This window comes from Geitlerinema sp. CS-897, assembly GCF_028368005.1.
Lineage (GTDB): Bacteria > Cyanobacteriota > Cyanobacteriia > Cyanobacteriales > Geitlerinemataceae > Baaleninema > Baaleninema simplex.
Map to the genome: position 1 here is coordinate 1 of NZ_JAQNCQ010000138.1, position 19,156 is coordinate 19,156.

At 50.4% G+C, this 19,156-nt stretch carries 15 protein-coding genes; 5 read left to right on the plus strand and 10 right to left on the minus strand.

All coding sequences use genetic code 11. The annotated features are described in order from the left end of the window. Window positions 1–325: 325 nt before the first annotated feature. From POG22_RS08530 to POG22_RS08540, 3 genes are all read right to left on the minus strand, one after another. Entirely contained in the window at window positions 326–1,747 is a 1,422-nt protein-coding gene (locus POG22_RS08530; protein WP_498904726.1) for a pentapeptide repeat-containing protein, read from the minus strand. A gap of 419 nt (window positions 1,748–2,166) precedes the next feature. Next, window positions 2,167–3,414, minus strand: coding sequence for a competence/damage-inducible protein A (locus POG22_RS08535; protein ID WP_498904728.1), 1,248 nt, complete (start codon window positions 3,412–3,414; stop codon window positions 2,167–2,169). Between the two features lie 78 nt (window positions 3,415–3,492). After that, complete coding sequence (locus POG22_RS08540) at window positions 3,493–4,338, minus strand: phosphate ABC transporter substrate-binding protein (protein ID WP_498904730.1); 846 nt, start codon at window positions 4,336–4,338, stop codon at window positions 3,493–3,495. Window positions 4,339–5,853: 1,515 nt separating this feature from the next. Between POG22_RS08540 and POG22_RS08545 the strand changes: the two genes are divergently transcribed. Together POG22_RS08545 and POG22_RS08550 are read left to right on the plus strand one after the other, a co-directional pair. Continuing rightward, window positions 5,854–7,155, plus strand: coding sequence for a sensor histidine kinase (locus POG22_RS08545; protein WP_498904732.1), 1,302 nt, complete (start codon window positions 5,854–5,856; stop codon window positions 7,153–7,155). A 300-nt stretch (window positions 7,156–7,455) separates the two neighbouring features. Beyond that, entirely contained in the window at window positions 7,456–8,142 is a 687-nt protein-coding gene (locus tag POG22_RS08550; protein WP_498904733.1) for a cytochrome b N-terminal domain-containing protein, read from the plus strand. A 271-nt stretch (window positions 8,143–8,413) separates the two neighbouring features. On the opposite strand, the gene POG22_RS08555 is transcribed toward POG22_RS08550, so the two are convergent. Together POG22_RS08555 and POG22_RS08560 are read right to left on the minus strand one after the other, a co-directional pair. Next, window positions 8,414–9,346: an NAD(P)H-dependent glycerol-3-phosphate dehydrogenase gene (locus POG22_RS08555; RefSeq protein ID WP_498904734.1), complete on the minus strand. Its 933-nt coding sequence runs from the start codon at window positions 9,344–9,346 to the stop codon at window positions 8,414–8,416. Window positions 9,347–9,392: 46 nt separating this feature from the next. After that, on the minus strand, window positions 9,393–11,291 hold the full coding sequence (locus tag POG22_RS08560) for a two-component system response regulator (protein ID WP_063716413.1): 1,899 nt from the start codon (window positions 11,289–11,291) through the stop codon (window positions 9,393–9,395). Window positions 11,292–11,646: 355 nt separating this feature from the next. On the opposite strand from POG22_RS08560, the gene POG22_RS08565 reads away from it, so the two are divergent. Then, entirely contained in the window at window positions 11,647–11,844 is a 198-nt protein-coding gene (locus POG22_RS08565) for a hypothetical protein (RefSeq protein WP_498904736.1), read from the plus strand. 129 nt (window positions 11,845–11,973) lie between these two features. On the opposite strand, the gene POG22_RS08570 is transcribed toward POG22_RS08565, so the two are convergent. The 3 genes from POG22_RS08570 to POG22_RS08580 are packed head-to-tail and all read right to left on the minus strand — an operon-like array spanning window position 11,974 to window position 15,864. Continuing rightward, complete coding sequence (locus POG22_RS08570) at window positions 11,974–12,879, minus strand: LapA family protein (protein WP_150128387.1); 906 nt, start codon at window positions 12,877–12,879, stop codon at window positions 11,974–11,976. 20 nt (window positions 12,880–12,899) lie between these two features. Then, entirely contained in the window at window positions 12,900–13,526 is a 627-nt protein-coding gene (locus POG22_RS08575; protein ID WP_063716410.1) for a flavin prenyltransferase UbiX, read from the minus strand. A 52-nt stretch (window positions 13,527–13,578) separates the two neighbouring features. After that, entirely contained in the window at window positions 13,579–15,864 is a 2,286-nt protein-coding gene (locus tag POG22_RS08580; protein ID WP_498904739.1) for a ribonuclease R family protein, read from the minus strand. Window positions 15,865–16,445: 581 nt separating this feature from the next. Here POG22_RS08580 and POG22_RS08585 point away from each other — a divergent pair. Further along, window positions 16,446–17,009 carry a slr1353 family protein gene (locus tag POG22_RS08585; protein ID WP_498904741.1) on the plus strand — a complete coding sequence of 188 codons (564 nt, stop codon included), beginning with the start codon at window positions 16,446–16,448 and terminating at the stop codon, window positions 17,007–17,009. 30 nt (window positions 17,010–17,039) lie between these two features. Here POG22_RS08585 and clpP read toward each other — a convergent pair whose 3' ends face one another. Together clpP and sds are read right to left on the minus strand one after the other, a co-directional pair. Continuing rightward, window positions 17,040–17,696, minus strand: a complete 657-nt coding sequence (gene clpP, locus POG22_RS08590; RefSeq protein WP_281166969.1) for an ATP-dependent Clp endopeptidase proteolytic subunit ClpP — start codon at window positions 17,694–17,696, stop codon at window positions 17,040–17,042. A 134-nt stretch (window positions 17,697–17,830) separates the two neighbouring features. Next, window positions 17,831–18,802, minus strand: a complete 972-nt coding sequence (gene sds, locus POG22_RS08595; RefSeq protein WP_498904742.1) for a solanesyl diphosphate synthase — start codon at window positions 18,800–18,802, stop codon at window positions 17,831–17,833. Window positions 18,803–18,846: 44 nt separating this feature from the next. Here sds and POG22_RS08600 point away from each other — a divergent pair, with 44 nt between their 5' ends. Continuing rightward, the gene (locus tag POG22_RS08600) at window positions 18,847–19,026 is read left to right on the plus strand and encodes a hypothetical protein (RefSeq protein WP_498904744.1); all 180 of its coding nucleotides are present in this window, start codon (window positions 18,847–18,849) and stop codon (window positions 19,024–19,026) included. The last annotated feature ends 130 nt before the right edge of the window (window positions 19,027–19,156 follow it).

Sequence of the window (19,156 nt, forward strand, 5' to 3'; positions counted from 1 at the left end):
ATCACTGCCTGTAGCTGATGACGCTCTTCTGCTGTCAGGCGCACAATGTATTTTTTCTGCATGGGACTCCGGCTCGCTCCCTACAGATTACCTCAATACTCCCGTTAACCCTAATTCTTAGAGTTGACGCTGCACTAGGTAAGGGTTCCCACATTTTGGAGATCGCAAAAGTGCAAGACTTTGGATAGGGAGGTATCTTTAGACCTAGACCGATCGTTTTCTCACCTCTGGAAATTAAACGATCGCTAGTTCTCCCAACTGTTCCCAGATCCAGTGTTTCCTGTTCCCAACCTCAACCAACTGTCTTTTTCAGCAAACCCTAAATCTAGTCTTCCAAATACTTCCAGATACTACAATCCGGTGGAGGGTTGGGATTGGGAGCTTCGTTCAGTTCTGCCCAAAAATCGTCGTCAAATTTAGCTTGCTGCCAGTAACAGGCTTGTTTGATGATATTTGGGAGTAGATATTTAGCTCCTCGGAAGTTCGCTCCTTTTAGATTCGCGGAGTCTAAGGTCGCGCAGAATAGATCGGCATCCTTTAGGTTAGCATACTGTAAGTTGGCGCGTGGTAGTTTGGTAAAGTGTAGGTTCGCACCGATAAATTTCGCACCAATGAGATTTGTATCTCGTAGGTTAGCTTCCTTGAGATCGGTAGACTGTAGTGTACTTTGGTAGAGATGAGCGTACTCGAGGTTAGCTTTGTAGAGTTTCGCCCCACTCAAGTTCGCTCCGTTCAAGTTAGCTCCAGCGAGGTTCGCGTATTTGAGGTTCGCCCCTTTTAAATCAGCTTTGTAAAAAACGGTATACTCTAGGTTCGCCTTCTCTAGATTGGCGTTCTGTAAAACACAATTCGAGAGTGTTGCTTTTTGTAAAGAGGCGTGTCTGAGCCAAATATATCTTAGATCGGCATTAGAAAGATAACTTTCATCTAACTGAACAGCCGTTGCGTTTAGCTGAGATCTAACCATCTCCAAACAATCTTCATCAGAAATTTTTATAGCTTTAATTTTATGTAAAATGCGATTCCAAAAATATTTTTTAGAGAGCCAGTAAGTCCATAGCTGACGGGCTTTTAAGTGAGGGCAAAAAAACAATGTATCGCGAGCTTGAGGATAAGACTCTCTCAGCACGTTAGCTAAAATTGGTTCTAAGGGATCTAACGAATTATTTTGAGAATCTGTTCGATCGTTTTCTCGAGTTTGGTAGATAATTTTAAATGCTTTTAAATTTCCAGCCGCTAAGTTAAAAACTTGAATGTAAAATCGCTCGTACTTTGGGCGTAAAAAAGTCGGCAGAAGCACCGCCGCCCCAATGCGTTCTTGAAGATGTTCGCTTCCGAGACTTTTAACGATCGATTCAAATCGTTCGTCTTCTTTGTTTTTCCGTTCTTCACGAAGTTCTTGTAAGTAGCGAACGAATCCGCTAAATCCAAGTATAATTGCGATAATAACCGAGCCGTTGCCAAATAGTAAATTAATCCACCCTCGAGTGGTGGTTAAATCGCGACTATTGTTGCGATCGTCATTTTCAATCTTTCTTTTTTCTGCCTCTATTTTTTCAATTTCTTGCTTTAATTTCTCTTTTTCTAGATTAACGACTTCTGGATCGGGTGTCGGTTGTATTGAGGAAGGTTGCCCAGAAGGATTCTGTGATAAAAGTAAGTTTTCCGATTTTGTCTTGTCTGGGACAATAAAATTTATCGATACTAAAGTTGCTAAAACTACAGATCTACGAAAAATAGGGTTCATCGGTACGATCGCATCTGTTCTATCTTGGGATTACAGAAGTTTTCCATAGCATAACCGCCGAAACAGGAAAGTTGGTGAAACTTTTTCAACTAGAGTTCAGACACTTAACCCACCAAACTGTTAGCGATATCGATCGAGTTGGCGTTGAGTGGCTTCGAGCGCCTTTTCCGGTGCGAGATAGCGATCGCCCCGTTCGTCGTACCACGCTAACACTTCCACAACTCCAGGTTGTAAACGAGATCGTACGAAATATCGTTTTCTCACCCACAAAACATAAATTTCAGCAAAAATTAGGAGAACATTGGGGAGGATGGATGGGGTTCCGATCGCAAAAGTCAAGATGCACCCGAAATCGCATCGCGATCGCAGTCTATCCATCCCCGTTCGTATCGTAGAAAATCCCGCAGGCAACGAGACCGCTAAAATCGTAACGCCCGACGCAGGCGATCGAGAGCGTGACTGACACTGACGCGACGCACCCAATCCCGTCCCCGCGTATCCCCGAGGCGATACTCGAAACTTTCGACCGTTCCGTCGGGAGACGCCAAGCCGATATACACCAACCCCACCGGTTTCTCGGGAGTGCCACCGCCAGGCCCTGCAATCCCTGTAATGCCGATGCCCCAGTTCGTCCGAGCGCGATCGCGCACTCCCGACGCCATTTGTTTGGCTACTGTCGCCGAGACGGCCCCGTACGTGGCGAGATCTTCGACGTTCACTCCCAGCAACTCTTCTTTAATGCGGTTATCGTAGGCGATGACGCCCCCCCAAAAGTAAACCGAACTGCCGGAAATTTCCGTGAGGGCTTTGCCCAAACTGCCCCCCGTACAGGATTCGGCCACGGCAAGGGTTTCGCCTCGAGTTTGCAGCAACTGCCCCACCACAGAGGCGAGCGTGTCGCTGTCGCAACCGTAGTAGTGTAACCCGGCAATCTCTTGAATTTGCTGTGCTACCGGATCGATCGACGTTCGAGCGTCGGCTTCTGAAGCAGCCCTGACAGAAACGCGCAGTTTGACTTCGCCGTAGTTGGCGTAAGGGGCGACGGTGGGGTTGGCGGAGTTCAACAGGTGCGAGACTTTTTCGGCGAGTTCCGATTCGGGGATGCCCCAAAATTTCAACAGGCGACTGTAAAAGAGTTCTTTACCCCAACCCTGACGTTTCAGGTAAGGGACGGCAGTGTCTTGCCACATTCGCTGCATTTCCGCCGGAACGCCGGGAAAGCTCAGAATTGTGAGATCGGGACGGGGTTGCCAGATGATGCCAGGGGCGCTACCGATGGGGTTGGGTAGAACGTTAGCCCCTCGGGGAAATCGGGCTTGTTTGCGGTTGCTCGGCGACATGGTGCGTCCCCGTCGCTCGAATTTTTGTTGAATGTCTCGCAGCACCTCTGGACGTTCTTCGAGTTCGGTGTTGAAGAAGCTGGCAAGGGTTTCGATGGTGAGATCGTCGGGAGTGGGGCCGAGTCCTCCGGTGAAGATGAGGAGGTTCGATCGCTCGATCGCCGTGCGAACGACCCGTTTGATGCGATCGGGGTTGTCACCCACTACACTTTGATAAAAGTGGGGAATTCCGAGACGGGCCAGTTGCTGGGCGATGTATTGGGCGTTGGTGTTGAGAATGTCGCCGAGGAGGAGTTCGGTTCCGACGCAGATTAGTTCGGCACTCATAATGGTTGGAGGTGATGATGGTCGAGGTGGAGCCACAAACAACTAGGATACTCGGATTTTCTTCAGTCTCGACAGGTGTTAGGGCGCAATGGGAATCAAAGTCTGTTCTCGGACGAGATCGCTGACGCGATCGGACGTTGCGAACTCGAGAAAATCTTTTTGAATACCTGTCGGTGGCGACGCCGTGATGAAATTAAGCGTCCTCAAAATCGGAAAGGTTCCGTTTTGAACGTTGGCGATCGTCGCGTCTACCCCGTTAATCGGGAGTAATTTGATGGGCGTTCCGTGGACGATTTCGTATTCGCCTGCGCCGATGGAAACGTAGGCGATCGCATGGGGATTGTTGAGAACGGTCTCGATCGCTTCTGAGTTATCGCCAATTTCGACATTTATTTCTATTTTACTCGACTGGAGATCGAAATACGAGACAAAAACCTCGTAAGTTGCCCGTTCTTCTTGTTTGCTAATTGTGGAAATCTGTGCGTTCTCGCCTCCCACCTCGCCCCAGTTGTCAATTTCACCCGTATAAATTTTGACGATCTGCTCGTTGGATAGCGAGTCAACTGGATTGTTTTGATGAACTAAAATTGAAATTCCGTCTCGAGCAATGGGGAAAGCCAATAAGTCGGCTTCGTCTTCAGTTAAATCTCGAGACACCATGCCAATATCTGAAATACCTTGACGAACGTTTTCAATGCCTTTGGACGATCCGCCAGTCTGGATCTGAATTTGAATTCTAGGATGTTTGACTTGATAGCGATCGGCGATTTTCTCAGCTAGGGGCGCAACGGTACTCGATCCAGAAACGAGGAGTTTATTTTTGGCATTCGAGCCTAAATTATTTCCTGAAAAAAGGTGACACGCCTGCCCCCCGACAACGACCGATAGAATAAGAAACAGGCTAAAAATTCGTCGATACTTCATTAAAATTGCGATCTCCCTATTTTATTAAGTTGTTTTGTTTTTTAGATTATAAGCACACCTGTTATATTTATATAGCAGTTTTAAATAAGTCGTCAAAAATTAAAATATCCAAAAAAATCGATTTCTTGTTCTTTTTGTCCTGATTTTGTTACACCGCTGATTTAGAGTTGCTATATATAGCCAGTCTAACTAATTCATGAAATCCTGTAATCTGAAAGTACTGTAGCACGGCGATCCCAACTAAAGAGTGCGTTCACAACTCAAATGATTCTGCTATATTGTATCGCTCGAGTTTTTTTATTCGATCGAGGCCGTAATCTAAGTTTTGTGAGTCTTAAGCAAATTATTTTATGCTTTTATTTGTTTATGCCTATTTAATAAAGCAGTCATGAAATCATATTTTTAAACGATCGCAATAAGATTTACAGTACATACCGTACGCTAAAGAAAAATATCGACGAAGATAAAAAAATGTCTGTAAAAACACGGATACTTCGATCGCGAAATTTACTGAGATATAATTCCGAAAATTTAGCGTTTTCAACTTCGAGCGTCTCAGTTTAAATTAAACAAGATACGAGCTTAAAAAACCAGTCGATCGCTCGGATAGCGCTTGTCAAAAAATCCAATCGTTGTTTACAAGAAGAAGTGAATAACATTGACGATCGAGCAAGTTAGATCGAACACCTAAAACAAATTTAAACTAAAAAACTGACGTATAGCAGTCCCAAATGAGTTGTCAAAAATTAAAACAGCAGAAAAAATATGATTCCTCGTTCTCGATTCCCTTTTTGTCTCAATTTTGTTACATAACTGATTTAGGATTGCTATATAATAACGAACAATTCGCCAATACTGATTTAATATTTGCTTTTAAGCAAAAAAACAGAGGCGACAAGAATCATGTTTGATTTAATATCTAAAGCATCAAATATTTCCAGACATAAAAATATGTTTCGATCTATTCTGTCCCAGAAATCTTGTTTGAAATACAATTTTTCTAGATTGAATATCGGACAAAAAATTGCAATTGGATATATTATTGGAATTGGTGTCGCTGCCTTGGGGACAACAGTAGGACATCTCATTGCTGAAACTTTTATTGAAAAGCCTGCTTTTCAAATTCGAGAATTAGAACAAAAAAAATTCGGATTTTTAACTGAAATCAAAGATTCAGTTCTCGAATCAAAATCGACGATCGTCGTTTATCTCAAAAATCCAGAACTGTTGGAGAATTATAGCTACTATTTAATCGATCGCTCTCAACAAATCGAAGAATTAATTCTTGAATTTGAAAAATTTGCATTCAACGAACTTCAATCTAACGATATTGATTCACATTTAACACATATTGAACTCTTTTTAAAAGAACATCAAGAAACTATATTTCAATATCAACAAAAATTAAAAAATGTTTTAAAAAAGATAGAAAACGACAAAACTCTAGACATTGAAAGTCGTCAAAAATTTCTACTAGAATTCGCGAACTCTGAAGAAGCATTAGCACTCGATCGCATGAATCGAGACTTAACCGAAATTATTCGAGAATCTCGCCAGCTCGAGCTTGAAGAGGATACTAAGCTGCGACGAGCTAGAAATCTTGAAAATCAGGTCATTCAAATCAGCTTAATTGTCTCGATCGCACTCGCGATCGTCCTTTGTATTTATACGAGCTTGGAAATTACACGTCCTCTTAAAAAAGTAACACAGGTTGCATGGGACGCAGCCGAAAATGGCAACTTCGATCGCAAAGCATCCATCGATACGAAAGATGAAATTGGAACTCTAGGTACATCGATCGATTATCTTATCGAACGAGTCAAGCAGCTACTCGACGAACAAATTCAAGCCAACCAACAACTCGAATCGTACAGTCAAAATTTAGAGCAGCAGGTGCGATCGCGAACGCAAGAACTCCAGCTTAAAAATTCCGATCTTCAAAATGCGTTGCAACAGCTTCAGCAAACACAAATACAAATGGTTCACAGCGAAAAAATGTCCAGTTTGGGACAAATGGTCGCTGGAATCGCGCACGAAATTAACAATCCAGTAAACTTCATTCACGGAAATCTCGTCCATGCAGACGAGTACGTCCGAGATTTGCTCGGCTTAGTCGAACTGTATCGAGAGCAATATCCCAATCCCAATTCTAACATTCAAGATGAGATCGAAGCGATCGAACTTGAGTTTTTAAGCGACGATCTTCCAAAACTCTTTCAATCGATGCAAGTCGGTACAGAGCGAATTCGAGAAATTGTTAAATCTTTACGCATTTTTTCTCGGTTCGATGAAGCCGAAATTAAAGAAGTCGATCTTCACGAAGGGATCGACAGTACGCTCATGATTCTGTTCAATCGTTTGAAAGCTAAACCCGATCGTCCAGCGATCGAAGTCGTCAAACACTACGGACAACTTCCCAAACTTGAATGTTATCCCGGTCAACTCAATCAGGTGTTGATGAACTTATTGAGTAACGCGATAGATGCTGTAGAAGAAAACAACAAACAACGCTCTTACGGAGAGATTCAAAACGATCCCAACCAGATCGACATTTATACAGAACTCGAAAATCCTGACTCGATAAAAATTCGGATTGCCGATAACGGCCTCGGAATTCCATCCGAAATTCAAGATCAACTCTTCAATCCCTTTTTTACCACAAAAGAGGTCGGAAAAGGAACGGGTCTCGGCTTATCCATAAGCCACCAAATTATTGTAGAAAAGCATGGTGGAACGCTTCGATGTCGTTCTGAAGTCGGACGAGGGGCAGAATTCATCATTGAAATTCCAAGGCGACAACCCCAAGCTTCAACGTAAGAATATGAAGCGATCGTCGCGTTCTGGCATCGTAAAATAGCCCGAAAGTCGCTTAATATTTCAAAATAGCAAATATATTCGCTAAAAACACTTATTTTAAACGAATTAAAACAATTATCGAGATCGAATGAGGAAACGGCGATCGCAGACTCTCACAAATCATAAATATTTGTTAAGCTCGAGATAAGCAGACTTACATTCGGGCAAATAAAAAGAACGGTACGAGCGAAACGGGAGGTGCTATCGGCACTGACCCGGTCTTTTACCATGCAACTTTGTCGCTATCGAACTAAACTTACTATGATAACTCAAATCAACCGCAACTATCTCTTGCGGCGATCGACCACCCTTATCGCCGTAGCGATCGTCAGCTTAGTGGCTCTCAGTGGAATTTCTGGCGTTTTGCTAGCATTTTATTACCAACCCGCCGCAGGAGAAGCCTATCGATCGCTGTCTCGGATCGCCACAGAAGTAAACTTTGGCGCGATCGTTTACGGAATTCACCACTACGCTGGGAATTTCGTTATTGCATTGGGACTGATTCAAATGGTTCTGATGTTTCTCTCTCGTCAATCTCGTCTGAGTTGGACGGTCTCGTGGACGAGTGGCATCTTGCTAATTTTAGCGGGAATTGCCCTAGCGTGGACGGCCATGGTTCTCGGGTGGACGCAAGAAGGCTTCTGGCGACTGTCGGTAGAATTGGGAATTATCGAATCCCTTCCCGTTGTCGGTTCCACGATTCGAGAACTCCTCACCGGAGGCGGCGGGATTAATACCGATACGCTACAACGGATGTATGCACTCCACAGCTACGTGTTATCGACTGGTGTAGTGGCGTTAGCGGCGGTGCATCTGTGGGGTGTATTGCGTCAAGATCGCGAAGAAAAACAGGCGTTGCACGATCGCCGCAAAGCTAAACTCGAATCCGATCTCGATCGCATTCTCCGCGAACGCGATCGCCCCGAAGAAGTCCTCGATCGCACTTGATACTCCATCCTTTCCCGATAAGCTAGGTTTCAAGAAGTCTTCACCACATCCCCCCTTAGCCCCCCAAAGAAGAGGGGGGTTGGGGGGATAGAGGGACTTGTCAGATTAGGCAAAACCAGTATTTGAGATTCGGATTCCGTATGAATTGCGTGGGAACCCGAAAAATTTCGAGTCGAACTCGCCACGTTAGCGAACTCAGAAAAACTAAAAAACCGAGCGATCGCCGTGGTCTATCAAAGCGATCGCCGGGTTTTTTAACCCTCCAAATTCCCTACTCTTCCGGCGTCACCACTTCCTGCTTGAGATCCCGTTCCATCAACGCCGCCACTGCTTCTTCAGCCGAAATTTGACCGTTGAGCAGGCGATAGACTTGATAAGAAATCGGCACCTCAACCTCTTGTTTTCGTGCCAACTCGATAAGAACGTTCGTCGTATTTACCCCTTCGGCGGTACTTTGAATTTCTTCGAGAACCCCTTCTAAGGATTTTCCCTGAGCCAAACCGTAACCGACGCGATAGTTCCGACTGAGATTACTGTTACAAGTGGCGAGAAGATCTCCCAACCCCGACAGTCCCCAAAACGTCTCGACATCCGCTCCCATCGTCGTTCCAACGCGCACGATTTCAATTAACGCTCGCGTTAACAGTGCAGATTTGGCGTTAATTCCCAAATTCAAGCCGTCGCATACCCCAGAGGCGATCGCCATGACGTTTTTTAAGGTTCCGCCGAGTTCGGTGCCGATGGGGTCGGTATTGGTATACACCCGGAAAATATCCGACGAAAACACTGTTTGAATCGTTTCGGCAGCGTAGAGATCGCGACTGGCGGCGATGGTGGCGGCCGGAAGTCCCGCGTCGATTTCTTTCGATAAATTCGGCCCCGACAGGACGACGACGGGACGGTTGGGAAAGGTTTCTTGCCAAATTTGCGAGGGGGTGCGGGTGGTGGCGGGATCGAGTCCTTTCGTAGACGAGACGATAATCGTATGGCTGGGAAGTCCGATTTGGCGAACTTTTTCAGCAGTTTCGGCCACTCCTTTCATCGAAATGGCCGAGACGAGAACGTCGGCGTTGGCGATCGCCGCTTCGAGACTCAGTTCGCCGCGACGGGACCAAAAGGTCACGCGGTTGTCGCCGTAATTGGCGAGATGGCCGAGTGCGGTTCCCCAGGCCCCTGTTCCTAAGATGGTGACGTGTTTAGTCATAGTTGCGTTAAAGTGACTTGCGCGATCGGTTCGCAACCCCGTAAGTTTACCATTGCGGATTGTTGGCGATCGTTTCCGTGCAACCCTCACAATCGAGGGGCTTGGAAAAATAATACCCCTGTCCGAACTCACAACCGAGGGTTCTCAACTGAGCCACGTGAACGGCGGTTTCGACCCCTTCGGCGATCACGGTCATATTCAAACTGTGGGCCAGGGTCACGATCGCCTGAACGATTTCTCGTTCGTCGCTGTCGTCGTCGATGGGATCGACAAAGGAGCGATCGATCTTGAGCATATCCACGGGAAGGCGGTGCAGGTGAGAGAGAGAAGAATAGCCCGTTCCGAAATCGTCGATACTCAGTTGAATGCGACGGTTGCGGAGTTCTTCGAGGATCGCTTTAGCCGCTTTGTAATTGCCGACGATGGTACTTTCGGTGATTTCTAATTTTAAAAATTTTCCGTTGAGTTTCGTTTCCTCGAGAATGAGATCGATCTGTTCGAGGAGATCGGTTTGGGCGAACTGTTTGACCGAAATATTCACGGCGATCGTCAAATGTCGCGCGTGGGGGAACTGTTGGTGCCACTCGTGCAGTTGAGAGCAGGCTTGTCGCAACACCCAAGCCCCAATGGGAACGATGAGTCCGGTTTCCTCCGCCGCAGGAATGAACCGCACTGGCGAAACTAATCCCCGTTCGGGATGGAGCCAGCGCACCAGGGCTTCAAACCCGGCAATTTTGCCGCTGCGTAGGTCTACGATCGGTTGGTAGTGAACCCGAAACTCTTCCCGTTCGAGGGCGCGGCGCAAGTCGGTTTCCAACTGTAAAAAGTTAACAGCGCGGACGTGCATTCCCGTATCGAAAACGCGATAGCGGCCTTTTCCCAAGTCCTTGGCGCAGTACATGGCGGCGTCGGCGTCTCGCAACACGTGTTCGGAACGTTCGTAGGCGGCGGTTCCCAAGACGATACCGATGCTGGCACCGATAAAGACTTCGTGACCGTCGACGTGAAAAGGAGACATCAGTTGCGCTTGAATTGTTTCGGCGGTAGCGATGGCGTCATCGATACTGTCGATGTTGTCGAGGAGGATGGTGAATTCGTCTCCCCCGAGGCGAAACAGGGTATCGACGGGACGCAAGCACAACTCGAGGCGGTGGGAAATCAAGCTCAACAGGCGATCGCCAGCGAGATGGCCTAGGGAATCGTTGACGACTTTGAAGCGATCGCAGTCGATAAACAAGACGGCAAATTTATAAGTGGGGGAAGTTCGGGTCAGTTCCAGCGCTTTGTCGAGCTGCTCCATCAGCAGCACCCGGTTGGGCAATCCCGTTAGGGCGTCGTGCAACGCCATGTACATCAGTTGTTCCTGGGCCCGCTTGCGTTCGAGAATTTCCCGCTCGAGTTTGCGGTTGGCCGATTCGAGTTCGGCGGTGCGCTGCGCCACGCGCTGTTCGAGTTGTTCGTTGAGCTGTCGGACTTCGGCCTCGGCGACGGTGCGATCGTGAATTTCTTGCTGGAGTCGGGCGTTGCGATCGCGCAATTGTTGTTGTAAGTCGCGAATCGTCAGTTGATTTTGAACTCGCGCCAACACTTCTTTAAACTGAAACGGTTTAGAAATGTAGTCGGTTCCCCCGACTGTAAACGCGCGAACTTTATCGAGGGCGTCGTCGAGAGCGCTAATAAAAATGACCGGAATATGACGGGTGGTGTCGTCTTTTTTGAGGTGGCGGCAGACGTCGTAACCGTTCATGCCCGGCATCATAATGTCGAGGAGAATTAAATCCGGTTGTCCGTAACGGGCGCCTTCTAACCCAGTCGTCCCATCCACCGCGACACACACGTCGTATCCCGCTCGGGTCAGAATTGTATTGAGCAGTTCGAGATTGGCTGGCGTATCGTCAACGATCAAAATATTGCCTTTCGACACCTGGGAAGAAGAACTACTCATTGCGTCGGGGGAAATAGTGGACGATACGGGGGAATTTTCGCCGTTGGGCATGGGAAAACATACAAAGAAAACGTGGCGACCGTCGCTAAACCGCTGTCGCTAAACTGCGCTCGTTGGGACAACCCCAAAAGCATTTTTTGCTTCGAACGACGCGACCTGACCGCACTTCGATCGTAATACAAACTTCCGACGGCGTTCGACTCAACTGGGTGTTATTGAGGGGTCGAACGGTCGCCGTGAGTGAGTCCGGGTTGTTGCGGCAGGCAAGCCCCTACCAGACATCATAAATCAATAATTTGACATCCTCCTCGGTTCGAGCGACCTACTCCGATCGGAGAGGCTCGGGGTCGTGCGTGTGGCATCCTGTCCGATTGGCTCCCGACTCGACGAACGGTCTTTCGGCTGTGCCAGAAACTCTCACCGACTGTCGATCGCTCGAGACGAGCGATCGCGATCGGACGAGCGATCGCTTCACCGCCTTGGAGCTTCGACCCCAAATCGTAACACGCCTGTAAAACTACGCGATCGCTGCCTTCGGATTGGCTGCGAATGAAGCTCACCCGGTAGCGCTGCACTCTGATGATGCGGGTCAGTCAAAATCCTTTCGTGGCAAGGATTCAAAAACCAAAGTAGCATTACTCCTCATTAACTACCCTCGATGGGGTCTCGATCGGCGACGGTTTTACCAATCTCGATCGTCGTCGCGGGTCGGTTGCGTCCAGTCATCGACTCGTCGATCCGATGTTTCTGGGCGATCTCGCTCCCGAGGCGCTGATGGCGTGTCGTCGAAGCGCTCTTCTACGGCATCCTCGACTGCTTCGTCCTCCCACTCGGTATCGTCTTCCCAGTCGGCCGCCACGGGGATGTCTTCCTCGTCCGGCTCTGGATCGATCGCCGGTTCTGACGGGGATGCGACCCTTTCCTCGACAAAGTCCTCCTCAGCCATCGAGGTTCGCACCTCGGCTTTAGACTCCCTCGGAGGCGGCTTCGGCGCTTTTTCGTAACTGTAAGAGTACATGGTTCCCTGGCGATAGGACTCGACTGGTCGCTGTTGGACTTCGTAGGCGCGATCGCTCTGCGGCGTGACGTTCTCCTCCTCGGGATAGTCCGCGTTCTCGGCTTCCCAGTCTTCGTCGTCCCACACTTCCTCCTCGTCGTCAGGTTCGTCTTCTGCCTCGAGTCGGACGAAGGCGGGACGAGATGGGGAGGACGAGACAGGTTCGTAAGCGACCGTCGGCGTTTGAAAGCGTTCGTCGCCAGAGTCGTCGGGTTCTAAATCGACCCAATTCCGAGAAGGTTGGGGCGTGAATGAACGGCGTTGGTGGGTATCGGGTGGAAAATCTGAAGCTGGAGAACTCTCAATACGACCGTGCGGCGATCGGGACGACCGAAACAGCCACGCAAACAGCATTGCCGTGAAAATCCCCGCCAGCACCGCCAGAACGACCCACACCCCCAACGGTAACGCCAGCGATCGCAATCCGAACCACCGCAGCGCCACCACAGGCGCACCGTTCTGAACGACGAACACGGCCGCCAGCGCGATCGCCAACAGCCAAAACACAGACAATTTCGACTTTCGTTTCATGGTGGAACGCTTGAAAACGGCTACGACTCCTCTTTCCACCGTTTGAGGGGAACGCAATCGATCTCGAGCTGGTCTAACGCCCGAGCCACGACGAAATCCACTAAATCTTCGATGGTTCGAGGCTGGTGATACCAGGCGGGAATTGCCGGAACGATGCGAACGCCCGCTTCTGCCAAGGTCGTAAGGTTGCGTAGGTGAATCAAACTCAAGGGCGTTTCTCGCGGTACGATTACCAGTTTACGGCCTTCTTTGAGTTGTACGTCGGCAGCCCGCTCGAGCAAGTCCGAACTGACCCCCGTTGCGAGTTTGGCCACGGTACTCATGCTACAGGGAATCACGATCGTTCCTAGGGTACGAAAGGAGCCGCTGGCAATGTTAGCCCCGACGTCCCCTGCTGGGTGACAGCGTAGAAATCCCTCCGTTTCGACTCCGGCTTTCTCCCGCCAAAACTGAGCTTGTTTTTGGGGGTCGGCCGGCATTTTGACCCCTTCCTCTGCCTGCCACACCATATACGCAGCTTTCGAGGCCACCAGTTCGACGCGATAGTTGGCCTGTAACAGATATTTGAGGGTTCGCACGGCGTAAATTAACCCTGACGCCCCAGAAACGCCGATAACGAGGGGTCGGAGATGTTTGAACTCGTTCATTGTGCTGCTCGGGGGAAGTTGTCCGTCCGCGGCCACTTCCCCTAGCTCTGTCTTACTCTTCTTCGCTGAAATAGTCGTCGTCAGTCAATGGCGCTTCGCTCCCGCCGCCGACGGGGGCTAGGTCGATTTGCTGGCGATAGTAATCGACGCTTTTGACTTGCACGTCTACGCGATCGCCGAGGCGGTACTGTTTGCGGTTTTTGCGTCCGACGAGAGTTTGTTGGCGCGAGCGATACTCGTACCAGTCGTCTTTGAGGGAAGAGACGTGAACCAAGCCTTCTAAGCGAGCTGGAGCCGCGCCGTTTTCGCCAGATTCGATCTCGACGAAGAATCCGTAAGACTGCACCCCGGTAATCAAGCCCCGGAAAATTTCGCCGGTACGCTCTTTCATCGCTCCGGCTTTTTGCAAGCCGTTGAGGTCGGTTTCGGCTTCGAGAGCCAGCCGTTCTCGTTCGCCGAGGGCGATCGCCAATCCCGAGAGACGCTCTTCAAACTCGTGCTGTATGTCGGGCGGCAAGACGTTCCAGTTGATTTTACCGTGACAGGAGGAATGCCGCAGGTCGACCCGTTCTTTCGATCTCGTGGTGCGGCGATCGCGCCCTTTCTCGAACACGGCCTGTAACACCCGTTGTACGAACAGGTCGAGATAGCGTTGCAAGGGGGCGTTTGCGTGGGTGTATCCTTCTTCGAGCGCTAAGCCGAAGTGCATCCCCGGCTTCGTACTGTAATAACTCGGACGCACGATCGCCTCGAGGAGATAGTTGAGAATTTTCGCGTCTTCGCATTCGGCAAACTGTTCGGAAAACTGCTTGAAGTCGCTGGGATAGACTTCTTCTTCGTCTTCGAGCCACAGTTCGACTCCCATGTTCGCCGCCAGTTTGATGGCGTCTTGCACGTCGGCCAGGTCGGGGACGGGGTTGATGTTGTACAACGCTGGAACCCCCAAGGCGTTGAGATGCTCGGCTACCAGTTGGTTGGCTAACACTACGAATTCGTATAAGATATCCCGACCGCGAGATTCGGGGGCGAATACGGGGACGCCGAGAGGCGTCTCGTCGTCGAAGTGGTTGTGTGTCTCGGGAAGGGTCAGGTCGAACGATCCTCGCTGATATCGCTGTTCGCGGAGAACTTGGCTGACGGTGGCGAAGTCTTCGAGGGCGCTCAGAAGGTCGGCGGGAACGTCGGGAACGGTATCGTTTTCGTCCTCGGAGCGATCGAAGACTTGACGGGCTAGCTCGTTGTTGACGAGGCGATCGAGGCGTATCGTCGTCGGCTGGATTTCGTATTCGACGATTTCGCCGTTTTCATCGAGCGTCACCAGTACCGAGACGGCTAGGCGGTCGGACTCTGGGGCGAAACCGACGGCTCGGCACAGGTCAGCGGGAAACAGGGGCAGTACCATGTCCCCGAGGTAAATACTCGTACCGCGTTTGAAGCTTTCGCGATCGAGGGGGGAATCGGGGAAAACGACGCGGGCTACGTCGGCGATGTGAATTCCAAGTTGCCAATTGCCTTGCTTGTTGCGCGTGAGGCTATAGGCGCGATCGACCGGTTCGTTTTCGCTGTTGGCAAAGGCCAGGGTGTTGAGATGCCGCAAGTCCACGCGATCGGCGATCGCTTTGTCGTCGATCGGTTGCAGAACGGTCTCGAGAGAATCGAGGACTTTTTGCGGGAAGGTTCGGGGAAGGTCGTGTTTGCAACACACGATGTCGATGTCGTTGGCCGCTTCGGCGTCGCTTCCGAGAACTTGCACTACCCGTCCCAGCGGCGGTTTCGCACCCAAGGGATAGCGCTGGACTTCGACGTGAACCAGGTAATCGACGGCGTCTTTGAGGCGTTCGTCGTCTTCGAGGTCGATCTCGAACAGCAAGCGATCGTCGAGGGGAACGGCGCGATATCCCCGGCCGGGAACTTCTTTGATGCGTGCGAGGACGGAGGGATTCGCCCGTTCGAGAATTAAGCGCACTTCGCCTTCAGGAGAGCGGCGGCGACTTCCTTCTTTTATTACTTTGACGAGGACGCGATCGCCGTTCCAGGCGGTGCTGAGATAGGACTCGCGAACGTAAATGTCTTCAGCGCCTTCGGCGTCTTGGATGGCGAAGCAAAATCCTTTGCTCGAGCATCGAAGTTTGGCTTCGACGAGTTCTTCTCGATCGTCCCGTCGGTAGCGTCCGCGATCTTTCATGAGAATCCCAGACCGTTCTAGTGCGTCGAGAACGATGTGCAGTTTTTGAAGGTCGGGTGTGGCTTCGCAGTCCAGTTTTTTCTCGAGGACTTTGGGTGCGACTGATTTATCGTCTGGAAAGTTGGACAGGAGTGTTGCGATCGAAAAGTTCATGCAATTCTGTAATCCTTATATATCTCGATCTGTATTGGCTAGTAACGCAGCTCGAACCTACAAGGACGGCTCCGAGCGCGATCGACAAGATTTCGAGACACGGATGCCGTCGCTCGAGTCGAAGCGTCGATGCCGCCAAAGAAGTTGTGACTGTCGCTCGATCTGCACGGCAAAAGCGCGAGTATCGAAAAGAGATCGGTGCGTGATGGGTGCAGTTGCGAACTCGATGGAGCGTTTTTGTCACGAACCGGCCGACACGAGCGAAGCTGAGGCGACTTCTGCTCATTTTACACCATAATTTGCCCCGTCTTTTGCGGGGAATGGGGAACGGGGAATGGGGAACGGGAACGGGGAATGGGGAACGGGAAAGTTCGCCCGATCGCCTCATCTCCTAATCTCCTCACCTCATTTTCCTGTGAGGGCGGTGCGTGACGCGGGAAAGCTCTTTGAACGGTCTTGCCATTACATTTTCTGCCCGCGTCACGGCACCCTACGATTCCCCTCTCAACGATCGACTATCAATACCGGCGATCGCTAGAATTAAACTAAAGCGATTCGCGAGTCGATCGACGGTTTGGGCTATGTTGCAATTATTCCACCAACGCTATCCTTCAGGAAGTCTGTGCGCCGACCTCGTCACGATACACGAGGGACAATATATCGTTCGAGCGACAGTTGAAGTTGAAGGCGTTTGTTTGGCGTCGGGGATGGCTGCTGCGACTTCGGTTGAAACTGCTGAAGATCGCGCCAGAGAACGAGTGTTAGCGATGTTAGATTTCGAGAGGGAGGCGACTCCCACGAAGGTCGAGCTTTTGGAGACTGAGGCGTCTGTCACACCGTCTCCTTCTGTGACATCTCCGGCTTCCCCCGATGCTGAATCTTCTCAAGGGGTCGAACCTTCGACCTCTGTGTCTTCCCCAACTTCTAATTTAGCGATGGAAGAAAACAGTTCGACCGAACCGACGGACGACTCAGATTTGATGGTTCAAACGACGCTGGAGTTGCGACGGCTTGGATGGGACGCCGACCGGGGGCGATCGCACCTGGAGCAAACCTACGGGAAGCGATCGCGACAGCAACTCACGCGATCGGAACTGTCGTCGTTTTTGCAGCATCTCCAGGCACAACCGACGTCAAGGTCTTAAGCGTTAGCCCATTGACGTCTCGACCGACTCTTAAGCCTCGACAGCGGTGGGACGCGACGCCGAGGGACTGCGGGTAATGACGCGATCGATCAACCCATACTCTTTAGATTCTTCGGCGGACATGAAAAAGTCTCGCTCGGTATCTTCTTGGATTTTCTCGAGGGGTTGACCGGTATGTTCGGCCAGGTAATGATTCAGGCGGTCTTTAATGTAAAGGATCTCTTTGGCCTGAATTTCGATGTCTGCGGCTTGTCCCTGGGCTCCGCCGAGGGGTTGGTGAATCATAATCCGCGAGTGGGGCAAGCTCATGCGTTTGCCTTTCGCTCCCGCACTCAACAGAAACGCTCCCATACTGGCTGCTAAACCCAGGCAAATGGTGCAAACATCAGGCCGCACGTGGTTCATGGTATCGAAAATACCCATTCCGGCAGACACAGCCCCCCCTGGGGAGTTGATATAGAGATAGATATCTCGATCGGGGTCGTCGGCTTCGAGAAACAGCAGTTGAGCGACGATACGGTTGGCTAATTCGGGGGTAACTTGTTCGCCGAGGAACACGATACGCTCGCGCAGTAGTCGCGAGTAAATGTCGAAGTAACGTTCGCCGCGTCCGGATTGTTCGATAACGGTAGGAATCATAAGCGGGTTCGATGCTGTATTTGCTGAAGTCTTTCGTTTTAGTGTAATATCTGTTTTCCCAAGAGGAGAGATAGGGAGCAAGGGAGCAGGGGGGACAGGGAAACTTTAACCGGGAAGAGAGAGGCAAGAGAGAAGAGTGAGGACAGGTAATAGTCTCTCATCATCTCGTCATCTCCTGACCTCTAATACAAGCGGCGGAGGATGTAGTCGGCGAGATTGGTTAAGGCTTGGCGGGATTCTGAGGCCGGAAGGCATTCGAGATGTTCGATCGCCAACCGAGTATGTTCGGCCGCTAAAGTTCGCGATCGCTCGATGCCATTGCTTTCTTCGATTAACGCCAGGGCGCGATCGAGATCGTCGGGTTCGGCGAATTCTCGAGCGATAAGGGTTTCGAGAAGTGGTTGTTCTTCGAGGGCATAGAGAACTGGGGCGGTGAGGTTGCCACTTCGCAAGTCGGAGGCGGCTGGTTTGCCCAGGGTTTCTGTCGTACCCGTAAAATCTAGGATATCGTCTACGATTTGGAACGCCAAGCCTACGTCGCGACCGTAATAATACAGATGGTTTGCCATCTCTGGGCTGACGCCGCTGAGAACGGCGGCGGCTTTGCTGCTGTTGGCAATCAGAGAGGCGGTTTTGTAGTAACTTTTCTCGAGGTACGCTTCGAGGGAGAGATCGGCGTCGAAACGACTCAACCCCTGCAGGATTTCCCCTTCCGCCAGATCGACGATGACTTGAGAGAGCAGTTTGACCACCTCGAGGTTGTTCAGATTCGCCAGATACCAGGAGGATTTGGCAAACAGAAAGTCTCCGGCTAGAACGGCGACTCGATTGCCAAAGCTGCTGTGAACGGTGGGGATGCCCCGTCGTAGTTCGGATTCGTCGAGGACGTCGTCGTGGACGAGACTGGCGGTGTGGATCATTTCGGTGATTTCGGCCAGTCTGCGGTGTCGGGACGTGATGTCTCGATCGGGCATTGTGGCTCTCGAGACAAGCAGCACGATCGCCGGCCTCAGTTGCTTGCCCCCAGCTTGGAACAGGTGGTCTGCTGCGGCGAAAAGGATAGGGTGACGCGCCCCGACAAGCTCTCGCAAGTTTTGGTTGAGGACGCGCAGGTCGTCTTCAACTGGGGAAAAAAGTGCAGTTACTGAGGTCATGGGGATCGGCTGACTCAGGGGCTAAGTTACGAAAGTTTACATATATGATTTCTATTCTAAGCGAAGCCTCTCGAGTAGGGAAGTTTTCCGATCGCGAGTTGGTTACGTGCTTTTGGAAACTCTGTCAACGCCTGAAGACCGATCGGGCAGGACGCCACGGGGCGATCGCTCTGACGAAAGCTCTCGTCGGGTCTGGGTTGGACGTTTTCGATCGCACATCTTAAAGATTTATTAAGTCACCCCCGAGGATCTCCCGAAAAATTCGGAAACTTATGTTACATTAATGGTAAGGATTGTTGTAACCCCAAATACCCCTACAACGCGAGTGCAGTTGTGAGGAGCGCGTTGGAAGAC